This is a genomic window from Sorangium sp. So ce385 (assembly GCF_051474135.1).
Classification (GTDB): domain Bacteria; phylum Myxococcota_A; class Polyangia; order Polyangiales; family Polyangiaceae; genus Sorangium; species Sorangium cellulosum_D.
On the sequence record NZ_CP150337.1, the window covers coordinates 6,851,177 to 6,867,153 of the forward strand.

The 15,977-nt window shown below is 70.7% G+C and carries 9 protein-coding genes; 4 read left to right on the forward strand and 5 right to left on the reverse strand.

Going from position 1 to position 15,977, the window contains the following annotated elements:
• Positions 1–222: 222 nt before the first annotated feature.
• Positions 223–1,392, forward strand: coding sequence for an efflux RND transporter periplasmic adaptor subunit (locus tag WME83_RS24895; RefSeq protein WP_437321773.1), 1,170 nt, complete (start codon positions 223–225; stop codon positions 1,390–1,392).
• 28 nt (positions 1,393–1,420) lie between these two features.
• Positions 1,421–4,543, forward strand: a complete 3,123-nt coding sequence (locus tag WME83_RS24900; RefSeq protein WP_437321774.1) for a multidrug efflux RND transporter permease subunit — start codon at positions 1,421–1,423, stop codon at positions 4,541–4,543.
• 200 nt (positions 4,544–4,743) lie between these two features.
• On the opposite strand, the gene WME83_RS24905 is transcribed toward WME83_RS24900, so the two are convergent.
• The 4 genes from WME83_RS24905 to WME83_RS24920 all read right to left on the reverse strand — a co-directional run bounded on the left by WME83_RS24905 (position 4,744) and on the right by WME83_RS24920 (position 12,616).
• Positions 4,744–6,810 (reverse strand): DUF7151 family protein, encoded by a 2,067-nt coding sequence (locus WME83_RS24905; protein ID WP_437321775.1) that lies wholly within the window; start codon positions 6,808–6,810, stop codon positions 4,744–4,746.
• 131 nt (positions 6,811–6,941) lie between these two features.
• Entirely contained in the window at positions 6,942–8,276 is a 1,335-nt protein-coding gene (locus tag WME83_RS24910) for a hypothetical protein (RefSeq protein ID WP_437321776.1), read from the reverse strand.
• 39 nt (positions 8,277–8,315) lie between these two features.
• Positions 8,316–9,722, reverse strand: a complete 1,407-nt coding sequence (locus tag WME83_RS24915) for an MFS transporter (protein WP_437321777.1) — start codon at positions 9,720–9,722, stop codon at positions 8,316–8,318.
• Positions 9,723–10,474: 752 nt separating this feature from the next.
• Entirely contained in the window at positions 10,475–12,616 is a 2,142-nt protein-coding gene (locus WME83_RS24920) for a cation:proton antiporter domain-containing protein (protein ID WP_437321778.1), read from the reverse strand.
• A 250-nt stretch (positions 12,617–12,866) separates the two neighbouring features.
• Here WME83_RS24920 and WME83_RS24925 point away from each other — a divergent pair, with 250 nt between their 5' ends.
• Positions 12,867–14,129 carry a serine hydrolase domain-containing protein gene (locus WME83_RS24925; RefSeq protein WP_437322039.1) on the forward strand — a complete coding sequence of 421 codons (1,263 nt, stop codon included), beginning with the start codon at positions 12,867–12,869 and terminating at the stop codon, positions 14,127–14,129.
• Positions 14,130–14,174: 45 nt separating this feature from the next.
• Here the strand turns inward: WME83_RS24925 and WME83_RS24930 are convergent, their stop codons facing one another.
• Positions 14,175–14,348 (reverse strand): MOSC domain-containing protein, encoded by a 174-nt coding sequence (locus WME83_RS24930; RefSeq protein ID WP_437321779.1) that lies wholly within the window; start codon positions 14,346–14,348, stop codon positions 14,175–14,177.
• Between the two features lie 101 nt (positions 14,349–14,449).
• Between WME83_RS24930 and WME83_RS24935 the strand changes: the two genes are divergently transcribed.
• A complete protein-coding gene (locus tag WME83_RS24935; protein WP_437321780.1) occupies positions 14,450–15,922 on the forward strand; it encodes a DUF6896 domain-containing protein in 1,473 nt (490 codons plus the stop codon).
• Positions 15,923–15,977 lie beyond the last annotated feature (55 nt).

The window sequence follows — 15,977 nt, forward strand, 5'->3', positions numbered from 1 at the left end:
TCCTCCACCGAGGCGATCGCCGCCTCGAGCACCTCCCCCTCCGCCCTCCAAGCATCGAGCTGCCGCGCGAGCGCGGCCCCCTCGGCCGGGAGCGCCGACGTCTCCGCCTGCCGTGAGCGCGGCCCCGCGGGTTGAAAGACCCCCTCCCATGCACTACGCCAAGGCGGAACCCACGGACGGCCTCCTCCGGGGACCTTCCCTCGATCCAGGCCCAATCGACGTATGACCGACCTCCGCAAGCTCGGCGGGCTCCTCCCAGCCGCCCTCCTCCTCGGCCTCGGCGCGTGCCGCGCCGCGGCCGACGCCCCGCCGGCGCCGCCCCCGCCCGAGGTCGGCGTCATCGAGGTCAAGATGGAGCCCGTCACCCTCCGCGACGAGCTCCCCGGCCGCGTCGCCCCCCTCCGCCTGGCGGAGGTGCGCGCGCGCGTCGCGGGCGTCGTCCTGAAGCGCAGCTTCACCGAAGGGAGCGAGGTCAAGGAAGGACAGACGCTCTTCGTGATCGACCCCGCGCCCCTCAAGGCCGCCGTCGACAGCGCCGCCGCCGCCCTCGCCAAAGGGCAGGCCAACCTCGGGCAGGCCGAGGCGCGCGCGAAGCGCGCCACAGCGCTCGTCCAAGAGGGGCTGGTCACCCGCGAGGCGTACGACGACGCGCTGGCGGCGCAGGCCATGGCCCACGCCGAGATCGCCCAGGCGCGCTCGGCGCTCTCGCTCGCCCGCCTGAACCTCGGCTACGCGACCGTGACCGCCCCGATCGGCGGCAGGATCGGCGGCGCGCTCGTCACCGAAGGCGCCCTCGTCGGCCAGGCCGAGGCGACGCCGCTCGCCGTCATCCAGCAGATCGACACGGTCTACGTCGACATCAAGCAGCCCGCCTCGCAGCTCACGCGCCTGCGCCGCGCCGCGCTGGACGCCGCGCCCCAGGGCGAAGCGGGCCAGCACGCCGCGATCCTCGTGCTCGACGATGGCGTCGAGTACCCCGAGAAGGGCGAGCTGCTCTTCTCGGACATCAGCGTCGATCCGGGCACCGGCGAGGTGACGCTGCGCGCGCGCTTCCCGAACCCGAGCCGCCTGCTCTTGCCCGGCATGTTCGTCCGCGTGAAGCTCGCCAAGCGCGTCGATCAGGCGGCCCTCGCCGTGCCGCAGCAGGCGGTCGGCCGCGACGGCGGCGGCAACGCGACGGTCCTCGTCGTCCAGCCCGACGGCAAGACGGCCGTGCGCCAGGTCGAGACGGGCGGCGTCGATCGCGACCGCTACATCGTCACCTCCGGCCTGAACGCCGGCGACAAGGTCGTGGTCGAGGGCCACCAGAAGGTCGCCCCGGGCGCCGAGGTCCGCGCCGTCCCCTTCACGCCCGCGCCCGCGGCCTCGGCCGCCGCGCCCGCGGCGCGCTGACGCGCGCGGAGCAGATCGAGGCCAGAGCATGTCGCGCTTCTTCATCGACCGTCCCGTCTTCGCGGTCGTCATCGCGATGTTCATCGCGCTCCTCGGGGCGATCGCGCTGCCGCGGCTCCCCGTGACGCAGTACCCGTCCGTCGCGCCGCCGACCGTCTCCATCTACGCGAGCTACCCCGGCGCGACCCCGGCGACGCTCGACCAGAGCGTCGTCAGCCTCATCGAGCGCGAGCTGAGCAGCGCCAAGCGCCTGCTCTACTTCCAGTCGTCGAGCGACGCCTCCGGGGGGGCCCAGATCACCGCGACCTTCCTCCCCGGCACCGACCCCGATCTCGCGCAGATCGACGTCCAGAACCGCCTCAAGGCGGTCGAGCCCCGCCTCCCCGCGGCCGTGCGGCAATCCGGCCTCTTCGTCGAGGCCTCGACGTCGAGCTTCCTGATGATCGTCAGCCTGTCGTCGCGCGACGGCAGCTTCAGCCCCACCGCGCTCGGCGACATCCTCGCCCGCTCCGTCATCGACGAGATCAAGCGCGTCCCGGGCGTCGGCCGCGTGCAGCTCTGGACCAGCGAGCGCGCCATGCGCATCTGGATCGATCCGACCAAGCTCGCGGCGCTCGCGCTCTCGCCCGCCGACGTGTCGGCCGCCATCGCCGCGCAGAACGTCCAGTTCGCGTCGGGCCGCATCGGCGACCTGCCGAGCCCGCCCACACAGCAGATCAGCGCCACGCTCATCGCCGAGGGGCAGCTCACGACGCCCGAGGATTTCGGGGCGATCGTCCTCCGCGCGAAGCCCGACGGGTCGCGCGTGCTCCTCCGCGACGTCGCGACGATCGAGATCGGCGCGCAGAACGTGGCGTCGTCGTCGCGGAGCAACGGCAAGCCCGACGCGGCGATCGGCATCCAGCTCGCGAACGGCGCGAACGCGATGAAGACCTCCGACCTCGTGCGCGCCCGCATGGAGGAGCTCTCGCGGGGCCTGCCGCCCAACGTGACCTACAGCGTGCCTTACGACACCGCGCCCTTCGTCAGGACCTCGGTGCACAAGGTGATCGAGACCCTCGTCGAGGCCATGGTGCTCGTGTTCGTGGTGATGTTCCTGTTCCTGCAGAACATCCGCTACACGCTCATCCCGGCGATCGTGGTGCCGCTCGCGCTGCTCGGCACGTGCGCGGTGATGCTCCTCGCCGGCGCGTCGATCAACATGCTGAGCCTGTTCGGCATGGTGCTCGCGATCGGCATCATCGTCGACGACGCGATCGTCGTGGTCGAGAACGTCGAGCGGCTGATGGCCGAGGAGGGGCTGTCCCCGCGCGAGGCGACGCGGAAGGCGATGGCGGAGATCTCGGGCGCCGTCGTCGGCATCACGCTCGTGCTCTCGGCGGTGTTCGTGCCGATGGCGTTCGCGTCGGGCTCGGTGGGCGCGATCTACCGGCAGTTCTCGATGTCGATGGCGGTCTCGATCCTGTTCTCGGCGTTCCTGGCGCTGACGCTCACGCCGGCGCTCTGCGTGGTCTTGCTGAAACCCGTCCCCGCCGGCCACGCGCGGCGCCGCGGCCCGCTCGGCTGGTTCAACGCCGGCTTCGAGCGGCTCACCTCCGGGTACCGGCGCTGGGTCGCGGGCTCGCTCGACAGGCGCCGCCGGATGCTCCTCGGGTTCACGATCCTCGTCGCGACGCTCGGCCTGCTCTACGTCCGGCTGCCGACCGCCTTCTTGCCGGAGGAGGATCAGGGGCTCGTGATCGTCGACGTGCAGCTCCCGCCCGAGGCCACGCAGCACCGCACGCTGCGGGCGGTCGAGCAGGTGGAGGCGCACTACCTCGGCCGCCCCGCCATCGGCAGCGTGGCGTCCTTCCCGGGCTTCGGCTTCTCGGGCTCGGGACAGAACGTGGCGATGATCTTCCTGACGATGAAGGACTGGGGCGAGCGCCCGGACGGCGCGACGGCCCAGGCCGAGGCCGCGCTGGCGAACGAGAAGCTCGGCCAGATCCGCGACGGCGTCGTGTACAGCCTGGTGCCGCCGCCGATCATGGAGCTGAGCAGCACCTCGGGCTTCAGCCTGAAGCTGCAGGACCGGGGCGGGCGCGGGAACGCGGCGCTCGTGGCGGCGCAGCAGCGGCTGATCGAGCTCTCCGCGGGGAGCCCCGTCCTCGCGCAGGTGCGCGCCGAGGCGCAGCCCGACGCCGCGCAGATCCGGCTGCGGATCGACCGCCAGAAGGCGAGCGCGCTCGGCGTGAGCTTCGAGCGCGCGGCCGGGGTCCTGTCGACCGCGCTGAGCCCGACCTACGTGAACGATTTCCCCAACCAGGGTCGGCTTCAGCAGGTGATCGTGCAGGCGAACGAGGCGAGCCGGATGCAGATCGAGGACGTGCTGCGGCTGTCCGTGCCCAACGGCGCCGGCCAGATGGTGCCGCTCTCCGCGTTCGCGACGGCGGCGTGGGAGCGCGGCCCGCTCCAGCTCGCGCGCTTCAACGGGTTTCCGGCCACCGGGATCAGCGGCGCGCCGGCGCCCGGGCGGAGCAGCGGCGAGGCGATGTCGGAGATCGAGCGCCTGGCCGCGCAGCTGCCGCCCGGGTTCGGCGTCGAGTGGATCGGGCAGTCGTACCAGGAGCGGCTGTCGGGGGCCGAGGCGCCGGCGCTGCTCGCGCTGTCGCTGGTCGTGGTGTTCCTGGTGCTGGCGGCGCTCTACGAGAGCTTCGCGATCCCGCTCTCGGTGATCCTCGTGGTGCCGCTCGGGGTGCTGGGCGCGGTGCTGGCCATGACGGTGCGCGGGCTGCCGAACGACGTGTTCTTCAAGGTCGGGCTCATCACCATTATGGGGCTGTCGGCGAAGAACGCGATCCTGATCATCGAGTTCGCGAAGAGCCTGCGCGAGCAGGGAATGAGCGTGCGGGACGCGGCGATCGAGGCGGCGCGCCTGCGCTTCCGGCCGATCCTGATGACGTCGCTGGCGTTCATCCTGGGCGTGATGCCGCTGGTGTTCGCGCGGAACGCGGGCTCGGCCACGCAGCACGCCATCGGGACGGGCGTGTTCGGCGGCATGCTCACCGCGACGCTGTTCAGCATCTTCTTCGCGCCGCTGTTCTTCGTGCTGGTCAGCCGCCTGCGGCGCGGGAGGGCGGCCGACGGCCCCCTAGAGCGACAAACGGGTTAAAACCGCCTGAAAGGCGCAGGTGAGCGGTCTTCGCCCGTCTCTGGCACATGCGTTCCAGAGCGGCGTTCACCCGCACAGGAGACGGGTCCAGCTCGGCGTTTTCGGCGCGGAAGCGCACTCCGGTGCGCTGAGCACCGAAAACGTCGAGATGGGCCCGTATCCGAAGCGGGTGAACGCCGCTCCTCGGGCGGGCCGCGGCGTCACGGGCAAGTCTCGCCGTTCCCCTCCTGGCGGTGGCTGCCGGTGACCGTCTCGAAGAGCGCGTCAACCACGCACGCCGGCAGCAAAGGGTTATCGGTGACGTGGAGGCTGGCGTAGAGAAGGGCGCCCAGGCCCACCCGCTGGAGCTGGCTGTTCTCGCGGATGGCGAAGAGACCTCCGGTGCTCCGAAGCGCGAGCAGGTCGATGTTCTCCAGATTGGGGTTGCGGCCGATCACCGCTGTATTCCCGATCGACTGCAGCTCGTCGAGCCCGCTCCAGACAGTCATCGCCGTACCGGACACCGTGAGCGTACCGTCGATCCTGCGGAGCGTCCCCAGGTCGATATGCTCCAGCGCCGGGTTGCCTCCGATGGTCACGTTGCCGCCCACGTACTGAAGCTCGTACATCGCGGGACGGATCATGGACGCGTTGCCGGAGATGGTCAGATCACCTTCCACGCTGCGCATCCACTGCAGACCCGACATGTGCTGGAGCCGGTCGTTGCCGACGACGTACAAATCCCCGCCGAAGTGCCCATCGTCGCGGACATCGAAATTCCCCAGCGCGTCGTTGTCATCGAGCGTCAGGCCCCCGTCCACCTGGTTGACCTGGAAATAGCCGAGGTTCGGGTTGCGACGGAACGTGACGTCGCCGCGTACATGCTCGACGCTGCGCTCGAACCGCTCGATCCGTGTCCCCTCGAGCACGAGCCCCCCCGCGACGAGCATGCTCTGATGGATTCCAAACCACAGCGAGCTGATGGGAGCCGCCACGTGGAGGGTGCCGTCGATCTCCACATGGTCTGCGAAGCTGCCGACCGTGCGGAGCCATACAACGTCGAGCGCGGGAGCTTCCCGCACGTTCACGTCCCCGGTGATCCGGTCGCTTTCGATCGTGATCTCCTGCAGCGATGCGTTGCGGACCACGTTGACGCCGCGAAAGCTCTCGGCCGCGAGCGCCGCGCTCACGAGCTTCGGGTTGTCGAGGAGGGTCATCCGGCCCGCTTGCGTGGAGGGATCGTTGAGCTGTGACAACCGGATGATCACCTCGGTCAAGCTCGCGTTTCCTTCGATGTCCACGTCATCGAGCCTGTCGAACATCCGGAGCTCGATCGCCTCGAGGGCCGCGTTGTCGCGCACGACGATCTCGTCGTCGACCTTGCGCAGCGCCGGGAGGTCGATGGCGGTCAGCGCGGGGTTTTCGCTCAGGTAAAGCTGGCCGCCGGTCTGCGTCAGGCCGGTCAGGTCCACGCGGGCGAGCTCGGCGTTATCGTGCACCTCCAGCGTCTGCCCCACGGCCGCGAGCGCGGGCAGCGAGAGGCTCGTGAGCGCGGAGTTGCCTGATACCGTCAGGCGCCCACCGACATGCGCGAGCGCCGGCAGCTCGATCGAGGCGAGCGAGGTGTCTCGGATCGACAGACCGCCGTGAATCGCCCAGATATCGGCGAGGAGCGCGAGATCTTCCGCCGACGTCACCGCGACACCGCGCTGGATCACGTCGCTGCACTCGACCTCGGTCCACTCGACCTCTTCGTCGCCCAGCTCCCCGTCGCCGTCCACGTCGCGCCCGACCTGGAAGGCGATGCCGTCGGACGCGCAGCGCTCGCCCGGCGGCTCGGCCACCATCCGCGTCAGCAGCGCGTCGTCGCAGATGTACTCCGTCGCCGCGACCTCCTCCTCGTCGAGGACACCGTCGCCGTTCTCGTCGGGGCCCGACCGGACGGCCGCGCCGCCGTCGGCGCACGCCTCGCCGGCCGGCTCGTCGTCGACGCGGACCAGGGTCTCCGGCGGCTCGTCGGGCGTGTCGTCGTCCGGCGCGACGTCCTCGTCCTGGCACTGCAGGGTCGATTCGGCGATCTCGTCCTCCTCGAGCGCGCCGTTCTCGTTGCGATCGAGGCCGGCGTGGACGACGGAGCCGCCGTGAGGACACTGCGCTTCGCTCGCCGCGTCGGTGCGCACGACGACCTCGAGCTGCCGCTCGATCGGCGCCGGGGGGTCGCTCTCGCCGCCGCACGCGGCCGGAGCGATGAACGCGAGCAAGAGGGGGTAATAGGTTCGGGTTCCCATCGTAGGAAACCACGCATAGCACGGGCAAGCCGGTACTCGATGGCGAGGGCCCCGCGGAGCACGCTTTGCGCGCCGGCGGGCGGCGGCGGGGCCGTCGCGGTCAGCTCCGGCGCGCTGCGGCGCGCGGGCCGTCAGAACTGGTAGAGACCACCGGCCTCGACGGCCCAGCCCGTGCGGTCCGCGCCCTTGTCCGCCTCGGCGGCCGGATCGAGCTTGTGGCGCGTGAGCGCCAGAGAGGGCTCGAGCACGATCGAGAGCCCCTTCATCGGCGAGAAGGCGTAGCCCGCGCGCACCGTCACGTTGCGCTCGATGCCGGGGCCGTTGCCGCCGACGCGCGCGGGAGGTGTGGCCGGCGCGCCCTCGGCCGCCGGTGTTCCGGGCGTGTAGCCGAGCAGCATGTCGTCGGCGCTCGGCACCACCGCGGCCCCCGCGATGAGGTGCAGGGCGTGCTTGTCGAACGTGAGCTTCCCCGACACCCAGCCGCCCACCTCGGCGACGTCCTTCGCGCGGTGGCCCTGCCCGAGCGTCAAGAGCCCCAGGTTGGCGAGGTTCTTGCCGCCGTACGCCTCGGCCCGCAGGTTCAGCGGACCGGACGTGACCTCGGCGAACAGGTTGCCGCCGATGGCCAGCTTCCTCTCCTCGGTCGGCAGGTTCGCGTCGAAGGCGAGCGACGTGGCGATCATCGAAGCGCCGACCCATGCGGCCTTCTCGGCGCGGTAGCCCGCGCGCAGCGCGAAGGTGGGCGTGCGTGAATACTCGACGTTGTTGAGGATCGCCGTGACGTTCTGGCTCACCAGACCGAGCGCGGCGCCCACCTCGACGCTGCCGAGGGTGGCGACGTAGCTGAGCTGGTGGCGCATGAAGCCCGAGTTCCCGGACTGGAAGAGCGCGCCCACGAGGTTGTACGTGTGCGTGTTCAGCGGCGAGAACAGGTCCCAGAGCTGACCCAGCGTGAGCTTGTGCCCGTCGGCGGGAGACCACTCCACGAACGCCTGCCGCACGCGGAGGCTCATCCCCTGAGCCGGCGACGACTTGCCGAAATCGATGAAGTCGACCTCGACCTGCCCCTTCACGGGCGTGCCCTCCCCGGCGGTCACGCCGAAGCGCGTCTGCGCCGCCTGGAAGCTCAGGCCGACGGCGTCCGGATCGGCGAGGAACACCGGGTTCACCGCGGCCGTGGGCGCGGAGTAGTTCGGGTTGCCGAAGGACTCGAGGCCGTTCCCGACGACGACCGTGGGTTTGACGATGCCGTAGACGCGCACGAGAGGCTTGTCGTCGGGCTTCTTCGGCTCGACCGGCGGCGGAGGAGCAGGGGCAGGCTCCACCACGGGCGCCGCCGCGGCCTCGGCCGGCGCAGGTTGCTGAGGCGGCTCCGCCGTTTGCGCTCTTCCCGTGGCCGGCGCCGCGACCCCGGCCAGCGCGAGCGAGGCGACGAGAGCTGCGCTAGGCGTCTTCCAAGTGATCATGAGTTCTCCTCTGAATCCGGTTGGCGGGATCGGCACCGGTCACGCCCCGTGGACGTCGGCGTCGATGCGGTGATCCTTGGTCTCGTGGATGAAGAGACCGCCCACGATCAACGTGACCGCGCAGACGGCGATGGGATAAATCAGGCCCGTGTAGATGGCGCCGGCCCCGAACGTGTCCTTGGCCCAGGCCGACGCGGTGACGGCCGTGGCGATCAGGGGCAAGAAGCCGCCGAACCAGCCGTTGCCCAGGTGGTAAGGGATGGACATCGAGGTGTAGCGGATCTTCGTGGGGAAGAGCTCCACGAGGAACGCCGCGATCGGCCCGTACACCATGGTCACGTAGACCATCTGGATGCCGATGAGCAGGATCATCATGGGCACGTTGACCTCGTCCGGGTTCGCCACGGGCAGGCCGCTCGGGTTCGAGAAGTGCTTCATGGCCATGTAGATCGGGATGTAGGTGATCGCGCCGAGCGCGCAGCCGGCCATCATGATCTTCTTCCGGCCGACGCGATCGGACAGGCCGCCGAACACCAGGAACAGCGGCGTGGTGAGCGCGAGCGCGACCGACATGATGGTGTAGGCCGTCTGCCACTGGATCTTCAGCACGCTCTGCATGAACGTGAGCGCGTAGAACTGGCCCGTGTACCAGACGACGCCCTGGCCCGCCGTCACGCCGAAGAGGGCGAGGAGCACGTACTTGCGGTTGAGCGGGTTGGAGAAGGTCTCCTTGATCGGGTTCTTCGAGACCTTGCCGGTCGACTTGAGCTTCGAGAAGAGCGGCGACTCCTTCATCTTCACGCGGATGTAGAGCGAGATGGCGAGGAGCAGGAAGGAGAGCAGGAAGGGCACGCGCCAGCCGAACGCCTTGAAGTCCGCCTCGCCGAACAGCGAGCGGGTGGACCCGATCACCGCCATGCTCACGAAGAAGCCGAGCGTCGCGGTGGTCTGGATGTAGCTCGTGTAATAGCCGCGCTTCTGGTCCGGTACGTGCTCGGCCACGTAGGTGGCGGCGCCGCCGTACTCGCCGCCGAGCGCGAGGCCCTGCAAGAGGCGCAGGAGCACGAGCAGGATGGTCGAGGCGATGCCGATCTGCTCGTACGTGGGCAAGAGACCCGTCAGCGCGGTCGAGATGCCCATGGTGGCCATGGTGACGAGGAACGTGTATTTGCGGCCGATCAGGTCGCCGATGTGCCCGAACACCACGGCGCCGAGCGGGCGCACGCCGAACCCTGCTCCGAACGTCGCGAGGCTCGCGAGCAGCTGCGCAGTCTCATTGCCCGCTGGAAAGAACAGCCCACCAAAGAACACGGCGAGGCTGCCGTAAAGATAGAAGTCGTACCACTCGAACAACGTCCCGAGCGACGACGCGGTGATCACGCGACGGATCGTCCCGGCGTCCTCGATGGCTGCATCGGCGCCGCCTTGGACTACGCCACTTGTCATGTTGGTACTCATTTGGGTCTCCCGAGAGGATGGTCCGCGCAGAGCGATTTCGTCACATCAAGAATTTTCCAGCGGGACCGGATGCTGACGAGACCCATACTACCTATCCTTCTGACTGCCAACAAGTGCGCCCAACCTCGTTCTCTGGCCTACCCACCCGGCGAGACGAGACCGGAACAGCGGCGCAATGTTCTCGTCCACCGTCGAGATCCCCCGGCCGAGGCTCATCGGCACCTTCCGCGCCGAGAGCGCGGCGCGCTCGCGCGAGCGGGGCCTCGCGCGCGTACCCGACCAGACGATCGGGCGCGGCCTCTCCGCGGGGCGGTCAGGGCGCGCTCGCGGCGTTCATCATGAAGGTAGTTTGCTTGTGTCTCTGCTCCCCGGCGCGCGCACGGGCGGCCAGCGCTTCGCGCGCCGATCGCGACGGCCGCGAGCTTTCGCCGGCAGAGGGCCGGGGATCGCTGCGGCGATGAGCCGGGAAGCGGCATCTTTCCAGTGCGACGGATTATCGCTCTGCCGGCGAGGCGAACTGGTACGAAATGCAGACGAAGGAGGACCGGTGCTGACGGAGCTCCGCGATAGCAGCTACGATGCTCATGACTCGCTGCGTCCTCCTGACGGTGGTCGCGCTGTGCTTCATCAGCCTGGGGCGAGACGCCGTGACGGAGCTCGACACGCCGGTACACGTAGGAGACGTCCTGCTCGCCAAGTACACGGTGGAGCGCGTGCTCGGCCGCGGCGGGATGGGGATCTCACCTCACCTGCTCTCGAGTCCCTCCATGCGCGACGAGCAACGCGACCGGCACCCGGCTCTGGGCGACCACCGACTCGACCGTGCTCCCGAGGTAGAGCCGACCGAGCGGCCCATGGTCGTAGCACCCGAGCACGAGCAGATCGTACGGAGCGCGCGCGAGCTCCCGCGCGATCTCGTCGCTCGGGCGCGCGCCCACGTGCACGCGCGACGAGACGCGCACGCCGAGCCGGCGCCCCCGGAAGACGGCCTCGTCGACGACGCTCCGCGCCACCGCGCGCACCCGGGATGGATCGCGATCGCGCCAGACGACCGCGCCCAGCTCGGTCTGCGCGCTGCTGAGCAGCACGAGCTCGGCGTCCCACGCCAGCGCCACGTGGGCCGCGAGATCGGCGGCGGCGAGGGAGTACTCGAGGCCGATGATGGGGACGAGGATCCGCCGCGCGGAGGCGCGCTCCGCCGCCGGAGGGTCGCCCACCACGACGAGCACGTTGGACTCCGCCCGCTGGACGATCGCGTCCTGCAGGCGGCCGAACGACATTCCGCGCGCGCGCACCGGCGGCCGCGCGCCCATCACGAGCAGATCGTGATCCCGCGAGGCGCGCAGGATCGCCTGGATCGAGCCGCGCAGCTCGCGCTTTTGCCGCCAGACGCCGACGCGGAGGCGCGCGCCGAGCCTCGCGAGCCCCCGGCTCGCCTCGCCCGCGGCGCGCGATGGGCCGGGCGCCTGCTGCTCCACGGAGAGCTCCGTGATGTCGACCGTCTCGCCGAGCTTTCGCTTGGAGGCGACGATGCTCTCCACGATGTCCGTGGCGAACCCGGGCAGGGCGTGCGCCACGATCGGGACGAGGATCCGCTCGACCCCCGGAATGTACGCGCGCCGCGCGGCCTCCTCGCGCTCGAGGCGCGCCGACTCCTCCTGCGTCGGAGGCGCCTTGCTCTCGAGCCAAAGGATGAGCGCGGGTGAGACGGTCACCGTGACCAGCGCGACGACGGCGTACATCGTATAAGCCTCGTTGGAGAGGAGCCCGAGCTCGACGCCGACGATCGCGACGATGAGGTCCGTGCCGCCCTTCATGTTCAGGCCCACCGCCACGAGCGCCGCCTCGCTGCTCCTGAGCCCGCCGAGCCGCGCGCCGAGCGCGGCGGGGACGACCTTCGCCGCCGTCGCGAGCGCCAGCAGCAACGCGACCATCCCCCACGCCGCCGGCGTGCGCAGCTGCGAGATGTCGACGCGCATGCCCGCCAGGACGAAGAACACAGGCGCGAAGAGGCCCGCCACGAGCGTCTGCACGCCGTCGAGGAGCGGGCGGTTGGTGCGAGGAGCGCTGTTGAGCAGCACGCCGAGCGCGAACGCGCCGAGCAGCGGGTGCAGGCCGAGGCGCTGCGTCAGCGCCGCGGCCAAGAACGTGAGGACCAGGACGAGCGACACCTGTCCTTTGGAGACGCGCGTCGCGTCGGCCACCCAGCGCATCGCGACGTGGGTGAGCGGCCGCCCGACGAGCACCATGAACAGCAAGAATCCGCTCGCCAGGAGCGCGCTCCGGGCGACCGCCAGCGCGGGCGACGCGCCGTAGCTCGACGACGTCATCGCGACGAGCACCCAGGCGGCGACCTCGCTGACCACCCCCGCCGCGAGCGTCACCTGCGCATAGCTGCGCCGCATCGACCCGCGCTCGATCAGCACCTTCGCGATCACGCTGACCGCGGTCACCGAGAGCACGATCCCGAGGAAGAGGCCGCTCGGGAGGGGCCGATCGAGCACGAGCGCCGCGAAGGCAGCGCCCGCGGCGAGCGGGGGCGCGATCGCGCCGAGCGCCGCGAGCGCCCCGGGGCGCGCCTCCTTGCGCAGGATGCCCACGTCGACCTCGATGCCCGCCATCAGCAGCAGGAGGAGCGCGCCTATCCAGGAGATGCCCGAGAGGACGACCCCGACCGCCGGCTCCTGGAAGAGGGCGCGATGGAACCCGGGCGCGAGCGCGCCGACGACGGAGGGGCCCAGCACGACGCCGCCGAAGAGCTCCCCGAGCACCTCGGGCTGACGCAGCCGCCGCGCGAGCTCGCCGAAGGCGCGCGCGGTCAGGAGGATGAGCGCGAGGGTGACGAGCGAGAGCAGAACCTGCCGCTCGGTGAGGCCGTGCATCGGGGTGGGTGGCTCCTCGGTGCGGGTGCAGGCCGGACAGGGCAAGCGGCGTGCTGAGCGCGGGCGAGCGACCTTGGCCCGCCCCGGGCGGCGTCCGAGCGGACGACCGGGCGGAGCGCCGCCCGGCGGCGATCGTGACGGGGCACCGATGAGTTTCTCGGGCGCGGGCAGTCAGTGCTCTCGGCAGGGGCAGGCGCCCCCGCTCGGAGAGGCATCGACGGTCATGAGAAGGCGAGAGTTTATGGGAGCTTTGATCAGCGTCGCGGCGCCGGGGTGTGCGCTGGGCGGGGCCGAGGAGGACGGGCAGCCAGGGCAGGACGCGGGGGCCGGCGCGCTGGCGCCCGCGCGCGAGGTGATGGCGGCGGAGGTGGCGGCCGGGCAGATGCCGGGAGCGGTCTGGCTGGTTGCGCGCGGCGACGACGTGCACGTGGACGCGGTGGGCGTGACCGAGATCGGCGGCAGCGCGCCCATGCGGCGGGACACGATCTTCCGGATCGCCTCGATGACGAAGGCGGTCACCGCGACGGCGGTGATGATGCTCGTCGAGGAAGGCAAGCTCGACCTCGACTCCCCCGTCGACCGATGGTTGCCGGAGCTCGCGAACCGGAAGGTGCTGGCGCGCATCGATGGTCCGATCGACGAGACGGTGCCCGCGGAGCGGCCGATCACGGTGCGCGACCTGATGACGTTCACGATGGGCTTTGGAATCCTGTTCGACACATCGCTACCGATCCAGCGGGCCATCGACGAGCTCGGGCTCGTCAACGCGCAGCCGGTGCCGATGACGCCGCACGGGCCAGACGAGTGGATCCGGCGGCTCGGGACGCTGCCGCTCATGCATCAGCCGGGCGCGCAGTGGATGTACAACACGGGGAGCCTGGTGCAGGGGGTGCTCGTGGGGCGCGTGGCCGACCAGGGCTTCGATGCGTTCGTGCGCGAGCGCATCCTCGCGCCGCTCGGGATGCGGGACACCGACTTTCACGTCCCGGCGGACAAGCTCGCTCGGTTCGCGGGCTGCGGTTACTTCACCGACGAGCAGACGGGGGAGAAGACGCGCATGGATCGCGACGGGACCGAGAGCGCCTATGCCAGCCCGCCGGCGTTCCCTTCGGGCGCCGCCGGGCTCGTGTCGACGGTGGACGACTACCTCCTGTTCGCGCGCATGCTCATGAACGGCGGTGTGCACGAGGGCCGGCGGCTCTTGAGCGCCGCCTCGGTGCGCGAGATGACGGCCGATCACCTCACGCCGGCCCAGAAGGCGGCGTCCTCGTTCTTCCCCGGCTTCTTCGAGACGCACGGCTGGGGTTATGGGCTGGCCGTGGTCACGGCGCCGGACGCGGTCTCGGAGGTGCCCGGGCGCTATGGCTGGGACGGCGGGTTCGGGACGTCCTGGATCAATGATCCTAGCCGCGAGCTGATCGGGATCGTGATGACACAATCGGCCGACTTTCTGTTCTCGGGGGCCCTCGAGCGTTTCTGGCGCAGCGTCTACGTCGCCACCGAATCGGCATGAGCTGCGGCCCGCCAGCGGCGGATCGCCGCGTGGGCTGGGTGCAGGTCAGGCGCCCTCGTCCTCCGCGACCACCCGCACCGCGTCCCCCACCCGCGCTCGCCCCCCGCGCAGCACGCGCGCCGTGATCCCGCCGTGCCCGCGCATGGCCTGGAACCCGCCCTCGCCGAGCGCCTCATCCATCTTCGAGCACGGCTCGCACGGCCCGGTCCCCTCGAGCACCACCTGGCTTGTGTCGGGGGGAGCTCATGTCGCCAGAAGCATGCCCTGGGAGGCCATCGCCGGTGCGCCATCCAGCGGATCTCGATAGGATTGCGCGCACCATGCTCCACCTGAATACCCTCGGCCAGAGGCTCGCGCAGGCCGCGCAGACGCAGCCGGAGAGCGCGGAGCGCGTCGCTCGGGCTGCGCTCGATCTCGGCGTCGAGCTTCCCGGGGACCCGTGGGCGAGGTGGCTCCTCGTCGCCCTCCATCGCCACGTCCCGCGCCAGCGCTGGGTCGGTCGGATCGTGGAGCAGCGCCTGAATGGAGACCTCGCGAGGCTCGCGACCGACGGCGCGCTCGGAGCTCCGAGGGACCGACCGCAAGCGGGGCCGGTCCCCGGTCTGGAGGGCTGGAGCTACTTCTTCCATGGGATCGGCTGTTGCCTGACGTACGACGACGGCACCGCGATCGACGTCGACTTCGACGAGAACGGCGCGGACGCGATCGACCCCTGGTTCTACCGGAGGTACCTCGATTCGCTCCCGGAGCCGGAGGGGATCGAGGCTCCGTTGAAGGGCGCCGGAGGTACGGCGGCCTTTTGGATGGCTGACCTTCGCACGCTCAAGGAGCTGAAGCTCATCACGGGCAAGCACCGCGTCGTGCTCACCGCTTCCGGCCAGACGCTCGCGGGTGCCCTCGCGCCGCTCCTCGAAGAGCTCGCGCGGTCCGAGTCGCCGCTCCGGCGCGCGTGGCTGGCGGTCCTCCTCGGAGACTTCGTCCGGGCATCCGATGAGCTGGCGTCGCTGGCGGTGCCGGCGAGCATCCAGGCTGCCGCGCAGGCGCAGGTCTCCGAGCGCATCTCACGGCTCTCCGGCCCCTACGAGCTCGGCAACGCGGCGGATCTGCGAGCCCTCGCCCGGCTGGGTCGAGAGCACGCAGAGGAAGCGGTCCTCGCGCAGCTCGATCGCTCTCCCATGGACGGCGTCACGAGTATCGCGCTCTACATCATCGAGGACTGGAGCGATCCTCGCTTCGTCGAACCTCTGCTCGACGTCGCCGAACGCGCGACCGGCGAGGTCACCCCCGAGCCTCACGTGCGCGTCACGGCCTGCCGGCTGGCCCTCCGGAGCGCCGTCGAGGTCGCCCTGTCCAGCGGCGTGCGCAGCCGTCTGATAACGCTCCTCGCGACGACGGCCGACGATGCAGCCGGCGAGAGCGCATACATGCTGGCGCTGCTCGATCCCGACCGAGGGCTGGAGCGCCTCGCCGAAGTCCTGAGCTCGGAGATCCCTTTGGCCCGCCAGGAAGCCGCGGCCGGCCTCGCGCTCCTGGGGACCGAGGATGCCCTGGAGATCCTCAAGGAATCCTCGTCCCGAGAGGCCCGGATCCTCCTGCGCGCCCTGGAGGGCAAGGCGCCGGAGCCTCATCCGGAGCCGCGCGAGGAGTGGATCGAGTGGCGGGGCGAGCGGCGGCGCGTCTACAGCATGGAGGACATCCTCGAGGCGAACCTGCCCTCGTGGATGGCGTCATGCCTGGAGAAGCTGCGCCGGCGGTACGCGGCCCTCGGCCGCCTGGCCGCCGCTCGGCGGTAGCGCGCCGACGCTGCTCGATGCGGCCAGCGGCATGGGCGAGCACGCGCGGCTGCTC